18 protein-coding genes, 2 tRNA genes and 1 other RNA gene are annotated in these 20405 nt (G+C 66.6%); 17 read left to right on the top strand and 4 right to left on the bottom strand.

Annotated elements, in window-relative coordinates; translation table 11 throughout:
- The first annotated feature begins 3 nt into the window (after positions 1–3).
- The 4 genes from cheB (at position 4) to rnpB (ending at position 3122) form a co-directional block, all read left to right on the top strand.
- Complete coding sequence (gene cheB / locus BOS5A_RS10320; protein ID WP_151955038.1) at positions 4–1068, top strand: chemotaxis-specific protein-glutamate methyltransferase CheB; 1065 nt, start codon at positions 4–6, stop codon at positions 1066–1068.
- Positions 1065–1922: a CheR family methyltransferase gene (locus BOS5A_RS10315; protein WP_199857331.1), complete on the top strand. Its 858-nt coding sequence runs from the start codon at positions 1065–1067 to the stop codon at positions 1920–1922. The genes cheB and BOS5A_RS10315 overlap by 4 nt, the downstream gene beginning before the upstream one ends.
- Positions 1923–2043: 121 nt before the next feature.
- Entirely contained in the window at positions 2044–2676 is a 633-nt protein-coding gene (locus BOS5A_RS10310) for an N-acetylmuramoyl-L-alanine amidase (protein WP_442800526.1), read from the top strand.
- 10 nt (positions 2677–2686) lie between these two features.
- Positions 2687–3122, top strand: an RNA gene (rnpB, locus tag BOS5A_RS10305) — RNase P RNA component class A.
- Between the two features lie 13 nt (positions 3123–3135).
- Here the strand turns inward: rnpB and BOS5A_RS10300 are convergent.
- Entirely contained in the window at positions 3136–3624 is a 489-nt protein-coding gene (locus BOS5A_RS10300) for a MarR family winged helix-turn-helix transcriptional regulator (RefSeq protein ID WP_234419298.1), read from the bottom strand.
- Between the two features lie 77 nt (positions 3625–3701).
- Between BOS5A_RS10300 and BOS5A_RS10295 the strand changes: the two genes are divergently transcribed.
- The 4 genes from BOS5A_RS10295 (at position 3702) to BOS5A_RS10280 (ending at position 7393) form a co-directional block, all read left to right on the top strand.
- Entirely contained in the window at positions 3702–4781 is a 1080-nt protein-coding gene (locus tag BOS5A_RS10295) for a branched-chain amino acid aminotransferase (protein ID WP_151955035.1), read from the top strand.
- 75 nt (positions 4782–4856) lie between these two features.
- A tRNA-Gln gene (locus BOS5A_RS10290) sits at positions 4857–4931 on the top strand.
- Positions 4932–5039: 108 nt separating this feature from the next.
- On the top strand, positions 5040–6152 hold the full coding sequence (locus BOS5A_RS10285) for an S-(hydroxymethyl)glutathione dehydrogenase/class III alcohol dehydrogenase (RefSeq protein ID WP_151955034.1): 1113 nt from the start codon (positions 5040–5042) through the stop codon (positions 6150–6152).
- On the top strand, positions 6152–7393 hold the full coding sequence (locus BOS5A_RS10280; RefSeq protein ID WP_151955033.1) for an NAD(P)/FAD-dependent oxidoreductase: 1242 nt from the start codon (positions 6152–6154) through the stop codon (positions 7391–7393). The genes BOS5A_RS10285 and BOS5A_RS10280 overlap by 1 nt, the downstream gene beginning before the upstream one ends.
- A 30-nt stretch (positions 7394–7423) precedes the next feature.
- On the opposite strand, the gene BOS5A_RS10275 is transcribed toward BOS5A_RS10280, so the two are convergent.
- A tRNA-Ser gene (locus BOS5A_RS10275) sits at positions 7424–7513 on the bottom strand.
- A 178-nt stretch (positions 7514–7691) separates the two neighbouring features.
- Here BOS5A_RS10275 and BOS5A_RS10270 point away from each other — a divergent pair.
- The 9 genes from BOS5A_RS10270 to BOS5A_RS10230 all read left to right on the top strand — a co-directional run bounded on the left by BOS5A_RS10270 (position 7692) and on the right by BOS5A_RS10230 (position 15205).
- Positions 7692–8495 carry a DUF1134 domain-containing protein gene (locus BOS5A_RS10270; protein ID WP_151955032.1) on the top strand — a complete coding sequence of 268 codons (804 nt, stop codon included), beginning with the start codon at positions 7692–7694 and terminating at the stop codon, positions 8493–8495.
- Positions 8429–9343, top strand: coding sequence for a subclass B3 metallo-beta-lactamase (bla, locus tag BOS5A_RS10265; protein ID WP_234419405.1), 915 nt, complete (start codon positions 8429–8431; stop codon positions 9341–9343). The genes BOS5A_RS10270 and bla overlap by 67 nt, the downstream gene beginning before the upstream one ends.
- Positions 9344–9391: 48 nt before the next feature.
- Positions 9392–9739 carry an ArsC family reductase gene (locus BOS5A_RS10260; RefSeq protein ID WP_151955031.1) on the top strand — a complete coding sequence of 116 codons (348 nt, stop codon included), beginning with the start codon at positions 9392–9394 and terminating at the stop codon, positions 9737–9739.
- Positions 9740–9812: 73 nt separating this feature from the next.
- Positions 9813–10250: a hypothetical protein gene (locus BOS5A_RS10255; protein ID WP_234419297.1), complete on the top strand. Its 438-nt coding sequence runs from the start codon at positions 9813–9815 to the stop codon at positions 10248–10250.
- Positions 10251–10275: 25 nt separating this feature from the next.
- The gene (gene panB / locus BOS5A_RS10250) at positions 10276–11151 is read left to right on the top strand and encodes a 3-methyl-2-oxobutanoate hydroxymethyltransferase (protein WP_151955030.1); all 876 of its coding nucleotides are present in this window, start codon (positions 10276–10278) and stop codon (positions 11149–11151) included.
- A 68-nt stretch (positions 11152–11219) separates the two neighbouring features.
- Positions 11220–11921 (top strand): tetratricopeptide repeat protein, encoded by a 702-nt coding sequence (locus BOS5A_RS10245; protein ID WP_151955029.1) that lies wholly within the window; start codon positions 11220–11222, stop codon positions 11919–11921.
- Positions 11918–13240 (top strand): outer membrane protein assembly factor BamB family protein, encoded by a 1323-nt coding sequence (locus BOS5A_RS10240; protein WP_151955028.1) that lies wholly within the window; start codon positions 11918–11920, stop codon positions 13238–13240. The genes BOS5A_RS10245 and BOS5A_RS10240 overlap by 4 nt, the downstream gene beginning before the upstream one ends.
- Before the next feature lie 63 nt (positions 13241–13303).
- Complete coding sequence (der, locus tag BOS5A_RS10235; RefSeq protein ID WP_151955027.1) at positions 13304–14674, top strand: ribosome biogenesis GTPase Der; 1371 nt, start codon at positions 13304–13306, stop codon at positions 14672–14674.
- 96 nt (positions 14675–14770) lie between these two features.
- Positions 14771–15205 (top strand): Hpt domain-containing protein, encoded by a 435-nt coding sequence (locus tag BOS5A_RS10230; protein ID WP_151955026.1) that lies wholly within the window; start codon positions 14771–14773, stop codon positions 15203–15205.
- Here BOS5A_RS10230 and BOS5A_RS10225 read toward each other — a convergent pair whose 3' ends face one another.
- A complete protein-coding gene (locus BOS5A_RS10225; RefSeq protein WP_151955025.1) occupies positions 15206–16798 on the bottom strand; it encodes a long-chain fatty acid--CoA ligase in 1593 nt (530 codons plus the stop codon).
- 76 nt (positions 16799–16874) lie between these two features.
- Positions 16875–20372, bottom strand: a complete 3498-nt coding sequence (gene dnaE, locus BOS5A_RS10220) for a DNA polymerase III subunit alpha (RefSeq protein WP_151955024.1) — start codon at positions 20370–20372, stop codon at positions 16875–16877.
- Positions 20373–20405: the final 33 nt, after the last annotated feature.

Genomic DNA, 20405 nt, shown 5'->3' with positions numbered 1-20405 from the left:
CGGGTGTCGTCCTCCCCCCAGATCGCCGAGCGGTCGCAATCCGCGGCGCAGCGTGTCCTGATCGTCGATGATTCGGCGGTCGCGCGGGCCGTTCTGACGCGCGCGATCGGCGAACATCCGAACTTTGTCGTGGCGGGGGTCGTCAACGACGCGCTCGGCGCGCTCGCCTTCCTTGAAAACCAACGCGTCGATGTCGTGCTTCTCGATCTCGACATGCCGGGTATCGATGGTCTTACAGCGCTTCCCGACCTCATCGCGGCAGGGTGCGGTGCGCGTGTCCTCGTCGTGTCGTCGTCCTGTGCGGAAGGCGCATCCGCGACGGTGCAGGCGCTCGCGCTTGGCGCTGCCGATACGCTGGTGAAGCCGGGTATCGGCACACACAACGGCCGCTTCGCCGATATGCTCGCCGAGCGCCTTTCGCGCCTGACCGATCCGGTGGTGCAGGGCGAGGGCAAGGCTGCCGCCATTTCCGGTCCGATGCCCGAGACGATCGACGTTGTCGCGATCGGTGCCTCGACCGGCGGCATTCACGCGCTCAGCCAGCTGCTCCGCGCGATCCCGACCGATTTTCGTGCGCCGATCCTGGTCACCCAGCATCTGCCGCATTCCTTTTCGCCCTATTTCGCCGCTCAGCTCGCGGTGCTCGCCAATCGGCCGTGCGACCTCGCCGTCGATCGGCTGCGCATCCGCCCCGGCCGCGTCATCGTCGCGCCGGGCGATGCGCATATGACTTGCGTGGCGCTGCCCGACGGCACTGCGTCGGTGCGCCTGTCGCGCGATCCCGTCGCAAATGGCTGCATGCCGTCGGTCGATCCCATGATGGCGTCGGTCGCGATGGCTTACGGCGCGCGCGCATTGGCGATCATGCTGAGTGGTATGGGGCGCGATGGCGTGGACGGCGCACGCCTCATTCGCGAGGCCGGCGGCACCGTCTTCGCGCAGGACCGCGAGACATCGGTCGTGTGGGGAATGCCGGGTGCCGTTGTCGGCGCGGGGATCGCCAACGCGGTGCTCGATCCGCCGACCATTGGCCGCCTGATCGCCTCGCGCGCGCGGGTGCAGCCATGATCCAGATGCCGATGCCGCATCCCGGGCCAGCCGGTATCATCGCCGCGCTGATGCAGGCGCGCGCCGGTCAGGAGATCGCTGCCAATCGCGCCTGGCGAATCGACCTTGCGCTGAAGCCGCTGCTGGCGGAACGCGGTCTCAAGACGCTGGACGAGCTTGTGGGGCAGCTTCTCGACGGCAAGGACACGACCGTCGGCGACCGGATCGTGGATGCCTTGCTCAACCAGGAAAGCTCGTTCTTTCGCGACGCCGGGATCATCGAGGCGACCGCGCAGGCGATTCGCGAGACATCGGCGGATGGCCTTTCGGCGCGCCCGAAAATCTGGTGCGCGGGCTGCGCGCGCGGGCAGGAGCCGCTTTCGCTCGCCATGATTTTCGCCGAGGAGAGCGAGGGAGCGTTGCTGCCCGATATTCTCGCCACCGACATTTCGGACGCCGCGCTGCAGCGCGCGCGGCAGGGGCGCTATACCCAGTTCGAGATCCAGCGCGGTCTGCCAATCCGCCGCATGATGCGCTGGTTCGATGCGGAGGCCGTCAGCGGCGACTGGATCGCGAAGCCCGAACTGTTGCGCATGGTGCGGTACCGCCGGCAGAATCTGGTCGCGGACGCGGCGCCGGTCGGTCTGTTCGATGCGGTGATGTGCCGCAACGTGCTGTTCTATCTGACCCCGCCACTGCGCGCGGCAGTGCTGGACCGCTTTGCGAACGCATTGCGTCCGGGCGGCTTGCTGGTGCTCGGTGCGGGTGAAACGGTGATCGGATTGTCGGACCGCTTCACCCCCAGCCAGCGCTTCCGCGGATTCTACGAGGCGCTACCTGCAAAGCGGTCCCGCCCGGTCGCGAGCGCTGCCTGACGCGCTGGCGCTTGTGTCCGCGCCCTAAGCTGCTCTAGCACCGCTGCAATCGAAGGATATGCCGGTGCCGCCGATCGATCTGCCGTCCCCCAATTTCGACGCGCGCGCGCTGCCGATCAGCATGATCGTGCTGCACTATACCGGCATGGAAAGCGCCGAGGCCGCGATCGACCGGCTGCGCGACCCCGAGGCGAAGGTGTCCGCCCATTACGTCGTCGACGAGGATGGGCAGGTCATCTGCATGGTGGATGAGGGTGACCGCGCCTGGCACGCGGGCGCGTCGCACTGGCGCGAGATCGACGACGTCAATTCCGCGAGCATCGGGATCGAGATCGTCAATCCCGGCCACGAATGGGGCTATGTCCCCTTCCCGGATGCGCAGATCGACGCCGTCATCCGCCTCGTCGCGGAAATCAAGGACCGCTACGAGATCACACGCGGCAACATCGTCGGCCATTCCGACATTGCCCCGGCGCGCAAGCGCGATCCCGGCGAGCTGTTTCCCTGGCACCGGCTGGCGCGCCTCCGTCTTGCGCTGCCGCGTCCGACGCAAAGTCTCATGGACCCGTTCTGGACGGAAGCGGGTTTCTGCCTCGCGCTCGAACGGTTCGGGTATGACGTGACCGACCGGATGGCCGCGATCATGGCCTTTCAGCGCCGGTTCCGCCCGGAGCTGATCGACGGCGAGATCGACGCCGAGTGCCGAATGATCCTGCTCGCGCTCCTGCTTCCCAAGCCGCGCGGAGACGCGTAGGGAGGCCGCGCTAGAGGGCCGGGCGACTGCGGCCCCCGCGGAGGGCGCCCGTCAAAGTAATACTTTGACGGGACCCGAGGCGGGGGGCGAGGAAAGTCCGGGCTCCGCGGAACAACGGTGCCGGGTAACACCCGGCGGGCGGGCGGCCTTGTGCCGACCGTTCAGGGACAGTGCCACAGAGAGCAGACGGCGACCGCTTAGGCGACGCCACGGTGAAAGGGTGCGGCAAGAGCGCACCGCGCGCCTGGCAACAGGGGCGGCACGGCAAACCCCACCGGGAGCAAGACCGAATAGGGGTAGCGAGGGCGCATTCGTGCGTCCGGGGCGTGTTCCCGCCTGCTACCCGGGTTGGTCGCTTGAGCCTGTCGGTAACGGCAGGCCTAGAGGAATGGTCGCCCATCCGCATCTGCGGTGGACAGAACCCGGCTTACAGGCCCTCTGGCAATTCCATCCGGATCGTCATCCGCGAAGTGCGGCGACGCGCGGCAGTTCCTTTTCGGGGATAAGCCCTTCCAGCACCGACCAGAAGCCGGTGACCGCTTCCTGCCCCGCGTTCGAATAGGCCGAAGACCAGCGATCGCGGACGTAATCGAACATCTTCGCCTCGAACGCCGCACCCTCGGGCGTCAGCCGCAGCAGCCGCTGGCGGCGATCGCGCTCGCCTGGCCGGGTCTCGACATAATGGCGGTCGGTCAGTTCGTTCAGCACGCGGCCGAGCGACTGCTTGGTAATGCCGAGCAGCGCGAGCAGGTCGCTGACCGCCATGTCGGGCTTACGCGCGATGAAATACAGCGCGCGGTGATGCGCGCGCCCCAGCCCCTGTCGGGCGAGGTCCGCGTCGATCTTCCGGGCGATGTAGGTCTGCGCGAAATACAGCAGTTCGATGCCGCGCCGAATCTCCGATTCGCGCAGGAACAAGGCTGATGCGGACTGGGTTTGGGCAGTCATGTTGACCGGCTTTGCCATCGGCACTAGGCGTCCGCAAGCCGTAACCTGCGTTATACTGTCCCCAATCTGGAGCCGACGTGACCTTCGCGTACGAACCTCACCCTTCTCCCGTCGCCGCCAGTGAGCGCGACGGCCGCCTCGTCGATCCCGGTTTTGGCCGCGTTTTCACCGATCACATGGTCACGCTGCGCTGGTCGGAGGGGAAGGGGTGGCACGACGGCAAGGTTCATGCCCGCGCGCCGCTGCAGATGGATCCCGCGTCGTCTGTGCTTCACTATGCGCAGGAAATCTTCGAAGGAATGAAGGCGTATCGGCTCGACGACGGCACCACCGCGCTATTTCGCCCTGAAGCAAATGCGCGCCGCTTCCAGGATTCGGCCCGTCGCATGGCGATGCCAGAACTGCCGGAGGCGCTGTTCCTCGAATCGATCGAGCGGCTGGTCGAGATCGATCGCGACTGGATCCCGACGATCGAGGGCGGTTCGCTGTATCTGCGCCCCTTCATGATCGCCAGCGAGGTGTTCCTCGGGGTGAAGCCCTCGTCCGAATATCTCTACATGGTCATCGCCTCCTCCGTTGGCGGCTATTTCAAGAGCGGCGCACCGGCGGTCTCGCTATGGGCGACGCGCGATTTCACCCGTGCGGCTCCCGGCGGGACGGGCGCGGCGAAGTGCGGCGGCAACTATGCCGCCAGCCTTGCCGCGCAGCACGACGCGATCGCGCGCGGGCACGACCAGGTCGTCTTCCTCGATGCGGCGGAGCGCCGCTGGATCGAGGAGCTTGGCGGCATGAACATCTTCTTCGTGTTCGAGGACGGCAGCGTCGTCACCCCGCCGCTGACCGGCACGATCCTGCCCGGCATCACCCGCGATTCGATCCTGACGCTGCTTCGTGACGAGGGGGTCGCGGTGCGCGAAGAGCCATATGCCATCCAACAGTGGCAAGCCGATGCGGAGAGCGGCCGCCTGATCGAAAGCTTCGCCTGCGGCACCGCTGCGGTCGTGACACCGATCGGCAAGGTCACCAGCACGGAGTTCGCGTTCACCGTCGGCAGCGGCGGGCCGGGCCAGATGACCCAGCGCATCCGACAGCGCCTCGTCGACATCCAGCGCGCCCGCGCCCCCGATCCGCATGGCTGGCTGAAGCGCCTCGACTGAGGCGGAAACGGGTCTTTCCTAACCCGCGCGGGCCGCTATAAGCCCGCGCTTCCGGGTGGCCGAGCGCCACCTCGTTGGGGCGTCGCCAAGTGGTAAGGCAGCGGCTTTTGGTGCCGCCATTCGCAGGTTCGAATCCTGCCGCCCCAGCCAATTCCCCGAGGCCTTCACGCGCGCTGAGGTCGCCACTCGCCATATTGACTTCGCGGGCGCTTTCGCATCCCAGACAGGACATCCGCCCTGCTGGAGAGAGACGTCCCCATGAAGACCCGTGCTGCCGTTGCGTTCGAAGCGAAACGCCCGCTCGAGATCGTCGAGCTCGATCTGGAAGGGCCGAAGGCTGGCGAGGTGCTGGTGGAGATCATGGCGACGGGCATCTGCCATACCGACGCCTATACGCTCGACGGTCTGGACAGCGAGGGACTGTTTCCGAGCGTGCTGGGCCATGAAGGCGCGGGCATCGTGCGCGAGGTCGGGGCGGGGGTGACCTCGGTGAAGCCGGGCGATCACGTCATCCCCCTCTACACGCCGGAATGCCGCCAGTGTAAATCCTGCCTCAGCGGCAAGACCAATCTGTGCACCGCGATCCGCGCGACGCAGGGGAAGGGGCTGATGCCGGACGGGACGACGCGGTTCAGCCACAAGGGCAAGCCGATCTTCCATTACATGGGCTGCTCGACCTTTTCGAATTTCACCGTTCTGCCCGAGATTGCGGTGGCGAAGATCCGCGAGGACGCGCCGTTCAAGACAAGTTGCTATATCGGCTGCGGGGTCACCACCGGGGTCGGCGCGGTCGTCAACACCGCCAAGGTGCAGGTCGGCGAGACGGTCGTCGTCTTCGGGCTTGGCGGTATCGGTCTCAACGTCATCCAGGGCGCGCGGCTGGCGGGCGCGAGCCGCATCGTCGGGATCGACCTCAACCCCGAGCGCGAGGCCTGGGGCCGCCAGTTCGGGATGACGGACTTCATCAATTCCCGGGGGCTGTCACGCGAGGAGACGATCGCGAAGGTGCTGGAGCTGACCGATGGCGGCGCGGATTACAGCTTCGACGCGACTGGCAATACCGAGGTGATGCGCACCGCGCTGGAATGCTGCCACCGTGGCTGGGGCACGTCGATCATCATTGGCGTCGCGGAAGCCGGTAGGGAAATCAGCACCCGGCCGTTCCAGCTCGTCACCGGGCGGAACTGGCGCGGCACCGCGTTCGGCGGCGCCAAGGGGCGCACCGATGTACCCAAGATCGTCGACTGGTATATGGACGGCAAGATCGCGATCGACCCGATGATCACCCACGTCCTCACCCTGGACGAGATCAACAAGGGCTTCGACCTGATGCACGCCGGCGAGAGCATCCGCAGCGTCGTCGTCTATTGATGACGGACGCGGCGGCCTATGACGTCCTGATCGTCGGCAGCGGCCATGGCGGCGCGCAGGCCGCGATCACGCTGCGCCAGATCGGGTTCACGGGGAGCGTCGCGATCCTGGGGGACGAGGCGGAGCCGCCCTACGAGCGCCCGCCGCTATCCAAGGATTATCTCGCCGGCGAAAAGCCGTTCATGCGCATCCTCATCCGTCAGCGGCATTTCTGGGCTGAACGGGAGATCACGCTGCTGCCTGGGCGGCGGGTGGTGTCGGTGGACGCCGCGGCGCACCGCATCACGACCGGTGACGGCGAGACGATCGGTTATGGCCGTCTCATATGGGCTGCGGGCGGTGCTGCGCGGCGGCTTGCCTGCGCGGGCCATGATGCCGCTGGGGCCCACAGCGTTCGCACGCGCGCGGACGTCGACAGGGTGATTGCCGAGCTGCCGGATGTAGCGCGCGTCGTCGTCGTCGGTGGCGGCTATATCGGGCTGGAGGCGGCTGCGGTCCTGACCAAGCTGGGCAAGCAGGTGACTGTCGTCGAGGCGCTCGACCGCGTGCTGGCGCGGGTGGCGGGAGAGCCGCTGTCGCGCTTCTTCGAGGCCGAGCACCGCGCCCACGGCGTCGATGTTCGGCTCGGCGCCGCCGTGGAGGAAATCCTTGTCGAGAAGGCGCGCGCTGCGGGGGTGCGTCTGGCCGACGGCGCGGTGTTGCCGGCGGAGATGGTGATCGTCGGCATCGGCATCCTGCCGGAAGTCGCGCCGCTCATCGATGCAGGCGCGGTGGGCGGAAACGGGGTGGAGGTGGATGCCTTTTGCCGGACGAGCCTGCCCGACATTTTCGCAATCGGCGACTGTGCCGCGCATCCGAACCCGTTTGCCGCAGGTCGTATCGTTCGACTGGAATCGGTGCAGAATGCCGTCGATCAGGCGGGGGTCGCCGCCCGCGCGATCGCCGATACCGCGCCGCAGCCTTATGCCGCCGTGCCGTGGTTCTGGTCGAACCAGTATGACCTGAAGCTCCAGACGGTCGGACTGTCGGCCGGCCACGACGCCTGCGTCTTGCGCGGAGACCCCGCCACGCGGAGCTTTTCGCTGATCTATCTGCGGGAAGGCGCGGTCATCGCGCTCGACTGCGTCAATGCGACGCGAGACTATGTGCAGGGCCGCGCGCTGGTGGAACAGCGCGCGATGATCGACGCAGCCCAGCTTGCGGACACGACGACCCCGCTCAAGACACTGCTGAGCGCGTAGAAGCTCTCGATTTCGGGCGCTGGTCGGCGGTGGCGGAGACGGAGGGATTCGAACCCTCGGTACGGTTTCCCGTACGACGCTTTAGCAAAGCGTTGGTTTCAGCCACTCACCCACGTCTCCGGATGCGCTGCGAGGGCAGGGCTATAGCGACGGGTATCGCCGGGATCAACGCGCATTTCGCGGATAAGATCGCTGCATTCGGGCGTGAAATCGACTCGGGTCATCGACGGTTCATTGCGCGGCTGCGACGAACGGGGTTAACCAAGGTAGGTGGGGTGCGCCCCGGGGGGTGAATGACATGCGGAAGGTTCTGAACGGGTTGGCAATCGCGGCGATGCTGCTGGGCGGGGCCGCGGCGCCCGCGCAGGTGCGCACCATCGATCCCAATCAGGCGATCGACAGCGATCTCGGCGGACAGCGTAGCGCGCCGCCGCGGACGGCTCAGGCCGACCCGACGAATTACCCGTACGAACCGGTTCAATCCGGTTCGCAGTCCGATCCGATGCAGGAGGTTCCGCCTGCCCCCGCGCAACAGGCGCCGGCTCAGCCGCTTCCACCACCGGCGGCGCACAGCGAGGCCGCGCAGGAGCGGAGGGCCGAGGCGACGACGACCGCCGACCAGACGTTCAAGCGGGACGATCTGATCGGTGCGGGCGAAGGCGTGTTCGGCAAGGGCGCGGAAGGGTTCGCGTCGATCATCGAGAAGATCCTGAAGGACCAGGGCCAGCCCAACGCCTACATTGCGGGGCGCGAGGCGTCGGGGGCGTTCGTTGTGGGGCTTCGCTACGGATCGGGGATCATGACCCACAAGGTCGAGGGGCAGAAGCCGGTCTATTGGACCGGGCCTTCGGTCGGCTTCGATGTCGGCGGCGATGCCAACAAGGTCTTCGTGCTGGTCTACAATCTCTACGACACCGAGGAGCTCTACAAGCGCTTCCCGGCAGCAGAAGGCCGACTGTATTTCGTCGGCGGCTTTGCGGCGACCTATCTGCGGCGCGGCAACGTCGTGCTCATCCCGGTGCGTCTCGGCGTCGGCTGGCGGGCGGGCGTCAATGTCGGCTATATGAATTTCACCCACAAATCGCGCTGGCTGCCGTTCTGAGCCTGCGCCTGCGTATCGCGCTTAGCGCAACGGCGCTTGCCGTCCTTCCGGCGGCGAGCGCGGTTGCCGCCGACCCGCCCGAATGGACCCGGCCGACCGCGCCGTTCCATATCGTCGGCAACATCTGGTATGTCGGCAGCGAGGGGCTCGCCGCGTACCTCATCAAGACCACGGCCGGCGCGATCCTGATCGACGCGACGATGGCGGAGAATGTGCCAGCGATCCTGCGCAATATCCGAAGCGTCGGGGTGTCGCCGCGCGACGTGCGCTACCTTCTCGTCAGCCATGCGCATTTCGACCATGCGGCCGGCGATGCAGCGATGGTGAAGGCGACCGGCGCCAAGGTCGTGGCTGGTGTTGGCGACGTGGCGGCGCTGCAGTCGGGCAGGCCGCCGGGCGAAACGACCTACACGCCGGTAAATTTCGCGCCGGTGACGGTCGCGCGCGGCGTTCGGGATGGCGATGCGGTAAGCCTTGGCGGGGTCACGCTGCGCGCGGTCGCGACGCCTGGCCATACGCCGGGCTGCACGACCTGGACGATGCGGACGCGCGGGGCGGGGCGGATGCTCGATGTCGTGTTTCCGTGCAGCATTACCGTGGCCGGCAACCGGCTCGTCGGCAACCGGCGCTATCCGGCTATCGTCAGCGATTTCCGGAAAAGTTTCGATCGTCTTGCGAGGCTTCACGCCGACGTCGTCCTTCCTGCGCATCCCGAGTTTGCCGATGTGCTGACCCGGCATACCCGCGGCGGCGAACGGGCCTATGTCGCGCCGGGGCTGCTCCAGACGATGGTGGCGAAAGCGCGCATCGCCTTTGCGGACGATCTCGCCAAGCAGCAGAAGCGGTGATCGCGCGGGCAGTTGCAGCAGGTGGGCGTTTCGTCGATTGAGCGGCGCATGACGATGACTCTTTACGGCATTCCCAATTGCGACACGGTGAAACGCGCGCGGCGCTGGCTCGACGAGCACGGTGTTGCCTACGCCTTCCACGATTACCGCAAGAACGGTGTCGATGAAGCGGCGCTTCGCGGCTGGATCGGTCGGTTGGGTTGGGAGGCGCTACTCAACCGATCGGGCACGACCTTTCGAAAGTTGCCCGAAGATATGAAGCGGGACATCGACGCGGAAAAGGCGATGGCGATCATGCTCGCCAACCCGTCCGCCATACGCCGCCCCGTCGTCGTTCAGGGCGATCGGCTCGTCGTCGGCTTCGATCAGGATCGCTTCGCGCCCCTGGCTGGCTGAGCAAGTCGTTCCTTCGATTGCGTTTGTCGGAAAGGCGGCGCAGCATATCGCCAGCATTTGGTGGAGGGGACAGATGATGGCGGGACGGCGCAGGGCACCGGTTTGGTTCAAGCTCGTGGCGGTATTGCTGACGGCGTGGGGGATGCTGGGCTGCTATGCCTGTCTGATGCAGTTCCTGCACGGCGCCGAGGCGATGGGGCCGGCGACCGACTATGACCGCGCGCTCTACGCCGCGCTGCCGATCTGGTACAATTCGGTCTATGCCGTGGCGGTCGTCACCGGCTTTCTGGGCGGCCTGTGCCTGATCGTGCGATCGGCGATGGCGCGGCCGCTTTTCGTCATTTCGCTGGTCGCGGTCATCGTGCAATTCGGCTGGCTGTTCGCGACGACCGATATCATCGCGCACAAGGGCGCGGGCGTAGTCCTGCCGTTCCCGATCCTGATCGTGCTGATCGCAGCGTTCGGCATCTGGCTGTCGGGGCGGGCGCTGCGTCGCGGCTGGATCGGATGATGCGCGCGGTGTAGAGCGCGCGACCATGTCCACGACCTTCACGATCGACAGCGCCACGAGCCGCGCCAATCCCGTTTCCGCGCCGATGAAGCGGCTGACCGTGCCTGCCATCCGGAAGCGAAAGACGGAGATCGCAGCGGGCGCAGAGCCGCTGGTGATGCTGACCGCCTATACGGTGCGCAACGCCCAGCTGCTCGATCCGCACTGCGACCTGCTTTTGGTCGGCGATAGCCTGGGCCAGGTGATCTACGGCCTGCCCTCCACGGTTCCCGTGACGCTCGACATGATGGCGGCGCACGGCGCGGCGGTGGTGCGCGGCAGCTTTCACGCGGTCGTCGTCATCGACATGCCGTTCGGCAGTTACGAGGCGTCGCCCGAAAAGGCGTTCGAAAGCGCGGCGTGGCTGTTGAAGCAGACCGGCGCCGCAGCGGTGAAGCTGGAGGGCGGGGCGGCGATGGCACCCACGGTCGGTTTCCTTTCGGAGCGCGGCATTCCCGTGATGGCGCATGTCGGGCTGACGCCGCAGGCGGTGAACGCGCTCGGCGGCTATGGCGCGCGCGGGCGCACCAAGGCGGAGGCGGACAAGATCGTTGCCGACGCCAAGGCGGTGGCCGACGCGGGCGCGTTCGCGCTGGTGATCGAGGGCGTGGTAGAGCCGATCGCGGTCGCGATCACACAAGCGATTCAGTGCCCGACGATCGGCATCGGCGCGTCTGCACAGTGCGATGGCCAGGTGCTGGTCGCCGAGGACATGCTGGGCCTGTTCGAGCGGACGCCGCGCTTCGTGAAGCGGTTCGACGACATGGCCGGCCATATCTCGAAGGCCGCGGCGACCTATGCCGCGGACGTTCGATCGCGCGCGTTTCCCGGCCCCGAACAGACCTACGCGCCCAAGGATTGAGCGCGCTTCCGTTTCCCGTTTCGCGCGGCTAAGGTCCGCGCCTTTCCACACCTGCCGGAGCATTCCCCTTGGCCGTCACGCCGAATACCAACGATACCTTCCTGCGCGAGGTCGATGAGGAACTGCGCCGCGACCAGGCGATCGCGGTGTGGCGCAAGTGGGGACGGCTGATCGTCGTCGGCGTGGTCGTCGCGCTGGTGGCATTCGGCGGGTATCTGTTCTGGCAGCACCGCAAGGCCGAAGCCGCCGGCGCCGAGGGCGAGCAGCTGCAGGCAGCGTATGACAAGCTTGCTGCAGGGCAAAAGGACGCGGCGGCCAAGCCGCTGGCGGAACTGGCGCAGTCCAGTGCGGACGGCTACCGCGCGCTCGCGATCTTCACACAGGCGGACCTTCTGCTGCAGAAGGACGATCTGAAGGGCGCGGCAGCCAAGTTCGCCTCGGTCGCGAACGATAGCAGCGTCGCGCAACCTTTCCGCGACCTTGCGCTCGTGCGTCAGACGACGGCGGAGTTCGACACGCTGAAGCCGGATGACGTCATCGCGCGGCTGCGCGGTCTCGCGGTGCAGGGCAATCCGTGGTTCGGCAGCGCCGGCGAGCTGGTGGCGGCGGCGTATCTGAAGCAGGGGCGGCGCGATCTGGCGGGCGCGATGTTCGGCCGGCTCGCCAAGGACGAGGGGGTTCCGGAATCGATCCGTCAACGCGCGGTTCAGATGGCCGGGACGATGGGGGTCGACACGGTCGGCGCGAACGAAGGTCAGAACAAGCAATGAAGAAGACTGTTGCAACCCCGCTCGTCCTCGCGGCGATGATGGGGCTGAGCGCGTGCGGCGTGTTCAAGGGCGGCCAGAAGAAGACGCCGACGCTGGGCAACCGCGTGCCGATCCTGGTGTCCGAAAACGGCGCCGAGGCGGACAAGACGCTCGCCGATATTCAGGTCACGCTGCCCGCACCAGTCGTCAACGACGCGTGGGCACAGCCCGGCGGCAATGCGTCCAAGTCGATGGGTCAGCTCGCCATCGGTGACCAGCCGACCCGCGCCTGGGTCGCCCGGATCGACGGCGGATCGAGCCGCGCGCGGTTGGGTGCGGCGCCGGTCATTGCGGATAACAAGATCTTCGCGGTCGATGTCGACGCCAACGTCCACGCCTTTGCCGCCGACACCGGCGCCTCGCTCTGGTCGCACGGCCTCGCCGATGGCGAGAAGAACCGGGCGGCGCGCTTTGGCGGCGGGGTGAGCTACGACGAAGGCAAGGTCTATGCGACCGACGGTCTTGGCGAAGTCGTCGCGCTGAACGCGGCGGACGGCAAGGAAGTGTGGCGCGCGAAGCCGGGTGGCCCGCTGCGCGGCGCGCCGTCGATCGCGGGGGGCCAGCTTTACGTGCTCAGCCAGGACAACCAGCTCTTCGCGCTCGACGAGGCGACGGGCAAGGTGCTCTGGAACCAGACCGCCAGCCTCGAAACGCAGGGCGTCTTCGGCGTGGCGGCGCCGGCGGTCGCGTCCGGCACGGTCGTTGCGGGCTTCTCCTCGGGCGAGCTCAACGCCTATCGTTACGAGAATGGCCGCTCGCTGTGGCAGGATGCGCTGTCGCGCACGTCGATCTCGACCTCGGTGTCGAGCCTTGCCGATGTCGATGCCGATCCGGTGATCGAGGACGGCCGCGCCTATGCGGTCGGTGTCGGTGGTCGAATGGTCGCGATCCAGCTCGATACCGGGCAGCGGCTTTGGGAACAGAATCTGGCCGGCATATCCACCCCGTGGATCGCGGGCGAGTGGCTGTTCGTCGTGACCGACGACGCGCGGCTGATCGCGCTGTCGCGGACCAACGGCAAGGTGCGCTGGATCAGCCAGCTGCCCGGCTATCGCAACGTCAAGAAAAAGAAGAACCCGATCAACTGGTTCGGTCCGGTGCTCGCGGGCAACCGCCTGTGGCTGACCAATTCGGCCGGCCAGATCGTGGCGACGAACCCCAGCGACGGTTCGGTGCATGCGACGATCGAGACGAAGGAATCCTTCTCGCTGCCGCCGGTCGTCGCCAACAACACGCTGTATGTGCTCGACCAGAAGGGTCAGCTTTCGGCCTATCGCTAGGGGCGGAACCGGCGTTCCACGATCACGGGTGACGACAGCGCGCGCGTCGGCTATCGCGCGCGTATGCCAAAACTCCCCGTGGTCGCGATCATCGGCCGTCCCAATGTCGGCAAGTCGACGCTGTTCAACCGGCTCGTCGGCAAGAAGCTGGCGCTGGTCGACGATCGTCCCGGCGTAACCCGTGACCGGCGGGAGGGCGACGCGCACCTCCTCGGCCTCGATTTCCGGATCGTGGATACGGCTGGTTATGAAGACCACGACGCCCAGTCGCTACCCGGTCGGATGCGCCAGCAGACCGAAGCCGCGGTTGCACAGGCCGACGTCGCGCTGTTCATGATCGATTCGCGTGCCGGTATCGTCCCCCTCGACGAGGAGATCGCACGCTGGCTGCGCGGCGCCAGGACGCCGATCCTGCTCGTCGCCAACAAGGCGGAAGGGCGCGCCGGTGAGCAGGGCATCCTCGAATCATTGGCGCTCGGCTTCGGCGATCCCGTCCAGCTCTCCGCCGAGCACGGCGAGGGCATTGGCGATCTGTTCGAGGCACTGTTGCCGCATATCGAGGGCAAGGCGACCGACGATGATGCGGACGACGACGAGGGAGAGGACGCGCCGCTGAAGCTGGCGATCGTCGGTCGGCCCAATGCGGGCAAGTCCACGCTGGTCAACAAGATGCTCTGCGAAGACCGGATGATTACCGGTCCGGAAGCCGGCATCACGCGCGATTCGATCGCGATCGACTGGGAATGGACCGCGGCGGACGGCACCGTGCGCCCGGTGCGGATCATCGATACTGCGGGCATGCGCAAGCGCGCGAAGGTTCAGGACAAGCTGGAAAAGCTGTCGGTTGCGGACGCGCTCCACGCGGTCGATTTCGCCGAGGTCGTCGTCCTGCTGCTCGACGCGACGCTGGGGCTGGAGGCGCAGGATCTGCGCATTGCCGACAAGGTCCTGTCCGAAGGCCGCGCGCTCATCATCGCGATCAACAAATGGGACATCGCCGAAAACGCGTCGTCGCTGTTCAACGGCATCAAGCGTGCGCTGGAAGACGGGCTGAGCCAGGTGAAGGGCGTGACCGTCATCACCGTCTCCGCCGCGACGGGGAAGGGGATCGACCAGTTGATCCAGGCGGCGTTCGAGACGCGCGAGGCGTGGTCGCGCCGCGTCGGAACGGGCGAGCTCAACCGCTGGTTCGAACGCGCGATCGAGGCGAATCCGCCGCCCGCCCCCGGCGGCAAGCGGATCAAGATGCGCTACGTCACCCAGGTGAAGACGCGGCCGCCGAGTTTCGTGATCTTCGGCACCCGCGTCGATCAGCTGCCCGCAAGCTATGAACGCTATCTGGTCAACAGCATGCGCCGCGACCTGAATTTCGGCGCAGTGCCGGTTCGGCTGACGCTGCGCGCACCGAGCAATCCGTTCGATCGCCGCGAGTGATTGCGGTGCCCGCGTCAACGACATGTTTACCCAGATCGGACTAACTTGCGCTTTAACAGTGCCGTTCGGCGTTCGCGCCGATAGGGGGAGATCACGGTGTCGTTCGAAGGTAGCACTCTGGTGGACTGGGCCGCCTTTTCGCGCGCCCGTGCTGAGCTGGGCGCGGGATTCGTGCGGATCCTGGGGTATTTCCGCGAAGATGGCGTCAAGTCGGTCGCCGCGATCGAGGACGCGATGCGCAGCGGCAACGCGACCGCGATGGTGATTCCCGCGCACACGCTGAAGGGCGAGGCGCGGCAGTTCGGCGCGGAACCGCTGGCCGACATGGCCGAGCGGATCGAGGTCATCGCGCGCGACTGCGTCGAATCGCGTGATACGCCGGATCAGGCGATCGAGGATATCGTCGCATTGCGCCCGATGTTCGAACAGACGCTCGCGCTGCTGGAGCGCGAGGCCAATCCACTGGCCGAGCGCCGGCCCGCCGGCGGGTTCGGTCGCCGTGCATCGCCCGGAGGCTTCGGCCGCGCCTGATCAGCCGGCGAGGCGCGCGTCGGGCAGTCGATAGTCCCGAAACTGGTCCCGTAGCGCCGTCTTCAGCAGCTTGCCGGTCGCGGTGTGCGGGAGCGAATCGACGAACTCGATCGCATCGGGCAGCCACCATTTGGCGACATGCTTCCTCAGATGCGCATTGATCTCGTCGGGTGATACGGCCGATCCCGGCTTGCGCACGACGAGAAGGAGCGGGCGTTCGTCCCATTTGGGATGCGCGATGCCGATGGCGGCGGCTTCCGCCACGCCTGCGCAGCCGACCGCGGCGTTTTCCAGCTCGACCGAGCTGATCCATTCGCCGCCCGATTTGATGACGTCCTTCGAACGATCGGTGATCTGCATCGTGCCGTCCGGGTGAAGCACCGCGACATCGCCGGTGTCGAACCAGCCACCGGCATCGACCGCGTCCTGATCCGCGCCGAAATAGCGCTTCACGACCCAGGGCCCGCGCACCTGCAGGCGACCCGAGCTCTTGCCGTCGCGCGGCAGCACAGCGCCATCGTCGTCGATGACCTGCAGCTCGATCCCGAACGGAATACTCCCCTGCTTGCACATCCGGTCGAGTTGGGCGTCGCGAGTCATGCTCGCCCAGTCCGGCGGTTCGTTGCCCGCCGTGCCGATCGGTGAGGTTTCGGTCATCCCCCACAGATGCTTGACGGTCGCGCCCATCCCCATGATCCGGTCGATCATCGCGCGCGGCGCCGCCGAACCGCCGATCGTGACCTGCTTCAGGTGGCGCGGACTTTCCCCGGTCGCATCGATATGCTGGAACATCGACAGCCACACCGTCGGCACGCCGGCCGAATGGGTGACCTTTTCGTCGTTCATCAGCCGGCACAGCACGGCCGGATCATTGACGGCGGAATAGACGAGCTTCGCGCCGGCGAGCGCGCAGGCGAAGGGCAGGCCCCAGGCGGCGGCGTGGAAGAGCGGGACGACGGGCAGCACTACCGAACTCGGCGCGAGATCGAAGACCCATGGCGCAACCTCCGCCATCGCGTGGATCATCGTGGAGCGGTGTTCGTAGAGAACGCCCTTCGGATTGCCGGTCGTGCCGCTGGTGTAGCAGAGCATGCACGGCTCGCGTTCCGGCCCCTCGACCCATTCATAGTCGTCGTCCTCGCGATCGATCAGCGCGGCAAAGCCCTGCAGCCCGAGATCGTCGAACGCGACATAATGACGGATGCTGGTCCACTGGCTTTTCAATCGATCGACGATCGGCTGGAAGGCCATGTCGTAGAACAGCACCTGATCCTCGGCGTGATTGGCGATGTAGACGAGCTGTTCGTCGAAAAGGCGCGGGTTGATAGTGTGGACGACCCCGCCCATGCCGATCGCGCCATACCACGCGACGAGGTGGTGCGCGTGGTTCATCGCCAGCGTCGCGACCCGGTCCCCACGGCCCACGCCCATTCGTTCGAGCGCCTGCGCCAGTTTGCGCGCATCGCGTGCGATGCCGGCCCAGTCGGTGCGCGTCTCGCGGCCATCGGCCCAGTGTGTGACGATTTCCCGCGCGCCATGTTCGCGCGCCGCGTGATCGATGAGGCGCGGTACGCGCAGCTCGAAATCCTGCATTCCGCCAAGCACCGCCCACGCTCTCCCGTTCGTGTCGATCGCATCGGCCGGAGCGAACGCCGCCCGGTCTCCCGCGTCAGCCGACGAGCGCGAGCCGGGTTTCTGACGGCTTGAGCAAGGCGGTGGTCACACCGTGCAACGTCTCGATCCGGCCCGCAAGCTCGCCGTCGAGCAGGAAGTCGCGCCCGAGTAGCAGCGTTGCGGTTCCGCCTGTCGGCACAAGAACCTTGAGGCGAACCTCACCCCGCGCGCCGCGGTGCGGGGCGAGTGTGGCGGCAAGCGCCGGGATGGCGGCCGCATCATCGACTGCGATCTCCAGCACGAAGCGCGCGGTCGATGCCAGCGTCTCGAACGGCTGGATTCGTTTCACCGACACGCGCGGCGTATCCTCGCCCGGACGCCTGTCGAGTTCGACGGTGATGAGCCCGCATCCGCCGTTCTTCGCGGCGTCCTCCAGATCGGCGGCGACCGCGTCGTCGAAGCAGGTTGCGACGAACTGGCCGCTGGCGTCGGACATCGTCGCCATCATGTAGCGCCGCCCGCGCGCCGAGGTGCGCCAGCGCGCGTCCTCGACCAGCACCGCCATCGTCGCGCCGGTCCGCGTGCCATCGTCGGGGATCGACAGCTCGCCAAGCGCGACGAAGCTGCGCGCGCCGTGGCTGCGGGCAAGATGCAGGTGGCGATCGACGGGATGGGCGGAAAAGTAGAAGCCGTAAGCCTCCTTCTCCTGCTCCATCCGCTCGGCGAGCGACCAGTTGGCGCCCGCGGGCAGCTTGATCGTGTCGCCTGCGACCGCGCTATCGCCGAACAGCCCACCCTGGCCGCTGATCCGTGCCGCATGGTTGCTGGCCGCCACCGCGAGGATCGTCTCGGCCGCGGCGAACACGCCGGCGCGGTTGGGTTCGAGCGTATCGAAGGCGCCGGCAGCAGCGAGCGTCTCGACCTGGCGCTTGTTGAGCAATCGCGGATCGACGCGATCGGCGAGGTCGTCTAGGCTCTGGAACGCGCCGCTCGCCTGGCGTTCCTCGACCAGCCGTTCCATCGCGCCTTCGCCGACCGATTTGAGCGCCGCAAGCGCGTATCGCACGGCGTGGCCGTCCGACGTCGCCTGGACATCGAACTCGGCTTCGCTCGCGTTGATATCGGGCGGCAGGCATTCGACGCCGAGTCGACGCATGTCATCGACGAAGATCGCGAGCTTGTCTGTCAGATGCAGGTCGTAACACATTGATGCCGCGAAGAACTCGTGCGGATAATGCGCCTTCAGCCATGCCGTCTGATAGGTGAGCAGCGCATAGGCCGCGGCGTGGCTCTTGTTGAAACCATAGCCGGCGAACTTGTCGATCAAGTCGAACAGCTCGTTGGCTTTCGCCTTGGCGATCCCGTTCACCTGTGCGCAGCCCTCGACGAAGATCGCGCGCTGCGCGTCCATCTCGGCCTTGATCTTCTTGCCCATCGCGCGGCGGAGCATGTCGGCGCCGCCCAGCGTGTAGCCCGCCAGGATCTGCGCAGCCTGCATCACCTGTTCCTGATAGACGAAGATGCCATACGTCTCTTGCAGGATCGGTTCGAGAAGGGCGTGAGGATATTCAATGGCTTCGTTGCCATTCTTGCGACGGCCGAACATCGGGATATTGTCCATCGGACCCGGCCGATAGAGCGCGTTGAGCGCGATGATGTCCTCGAAAACGGTCGGCTTCACCGCGGTCAGCGTCCGGCGCATGCCCTCCGACTCGATCTGGAACACCCCGACCGTGTTGCCGCTCTGCATGAGCTTGAAGGTCGCTTCATCGTCCCATGACAGCGTATCGAGATCGACAACTATATCTCGTTTCTTAAGTAGTTCGACAGCCTTCTTGAGAACCGAAAGCGTCTTCAAGCCAAGGAAGTCGAACTTCACCAGCCCGGCGCCCTCGACATATTTCATGTCGAACTGTGTGACGGGCATGTCCGATCGCGGGTCGCGGTAGAGCGGGACGAGCTGGGCGAGCGGGCGATCGCCGATGACGACGCCGGCGGCGTGGGTCGAGCTGTGGCGGGGCAGGCCCTCCAGCTGCGTCGCAAGGTCGAGCAGGTGGCGGACCTGATTGTCGTTCGAATATTCGCGCGCCAGCTCTGGCACGCCGTTGAGCGCGCGCTTGAGGTCCCACGGGTCGGTCGGATGGTTGGGCACCAGCTTGGCGAGCCGATCGACCTGACCGTAGCTCATCTGGAGGACGCGTCCGGTGTCCTTCAACACCGCGCGCGCCTTCAGCTTTCCGAAGGTGATGATCTGCGCGACCTGATCGCGGCCATATCGTTCCTGAACGTAGCGGATGACCTCGCCGCGCCGCGTTTCGCAGAAGTCGATATCGAAATCGGGCATCGACACGCGTTCCGGGTTCAGGAAGCGTTCGAACAGCAGACCCAGCTTCAGCGGATCGAGATCGGTAATCGTCAGCGACCAGGCGACGACCGAGCCCGCACCCGAACCGCGCCCTGGTCCCACGGGAATATCGTGGTCCTTCGCCCATTTGATGAAATCGGCGACGATCAGGAAATAGCCCGGAAACCCCATCTGGATGATGACGTCGAGCTCGAATTCCAGCCGCGCGATATAGGGATCGCGCCAGCCATCGGGAGCTGGCTCTGCCGCGAATGCCGCGATCCGGTCGAGCCGGGCGTGGAGTCCCGCGCGCGCCTGTTCGCGCAGCATCGCCGCCTCGCCGTCGCGGTCGCCCGCAAGGCTCGGCAGGATCGGCTTGCGCTTGGGCGCGGCGACGGCGCAGCGCTGGGCCACGACGAGCGTGTTCGCGATCGCTTCGGGCAGGTCGGCGAACAATGTCGCCATGACGTCCGCCGGCTTCATCCACGCGTCCGGCGAGCTGCGGGGACGATCCTCGCTCTGTAAGTAGCTGGAGCTGGCGATACACAGCATAGCGTCATGCGCCTCGCCGAAATCGGCCTCCGCAAAGCAGCAGGGGTTGGTGGCGACAAGGGGCAGGTCGCGGGCGTAGGCGAGATCGATCAGCGCCTCCTCGGCGGCCTCCTCGATCGCATCGCCGCGGCGCGAGAGTTCGATGTAGAGGCGGTCCGGGAACGCCTCGGCAAGCTGCTCCGCATAGGCCAGCGCGCGCGCCGGCTGGTCTTCCGCGAACAGCCGCGCGACCGCCCCTTCGCCGCCGGCGGTCAGCGCGAGCAGGCCGGCGCTGAATTCTCGCAGTGTCGACAGCTCGACATGGGGCGGCTGGTCGATAGGCCGGTCGAGATGCGCGCGGCTGACGAGTTGGCACAGATTGTCATAGCCCGCGGCGTCCTGCGCGTAGAGCGCGATCCAGTCGACGACGGGCGCGGCGCCGTCCGGCATGCCCGGTCGCGCGATCGAGAGCATCGTGCCGATCACCGGCTGGACGCCGGCGCCCATCGCCGCGTCGGAAAACGCCATGGCGGCGTAGAGACCGTTGCGATCGGTAAGTGCCGCAGCCGGAAAGCGCAGTTTCGCCGCAGACTTCGCGATCGCCTTGGGTTCGATCGCACCGTCGAGCATGGTGTAGGACGAAAAGATACGAAGCGGTACGAAGCCGGAATGCGCCATGCGGGCGACTATGCGCGCCCCGCGCGATTCGCG

Origin of the sequence: Sphingomonas sp. EC-HK361 (assembly GCF_902498785.1) — a bacterium.
Taxonomy (GTDB): Bacteria; Pseudomonadota; Alphaproteobacteria; order Sphingomonadales; family Sphingomonadaceae; genus Sphingomonas.
The sequence above is the reverse complement of the archived record's forward strand: the minus strand, read 5'-3'. Positions and strand labels throughout refer to the sequence as shown.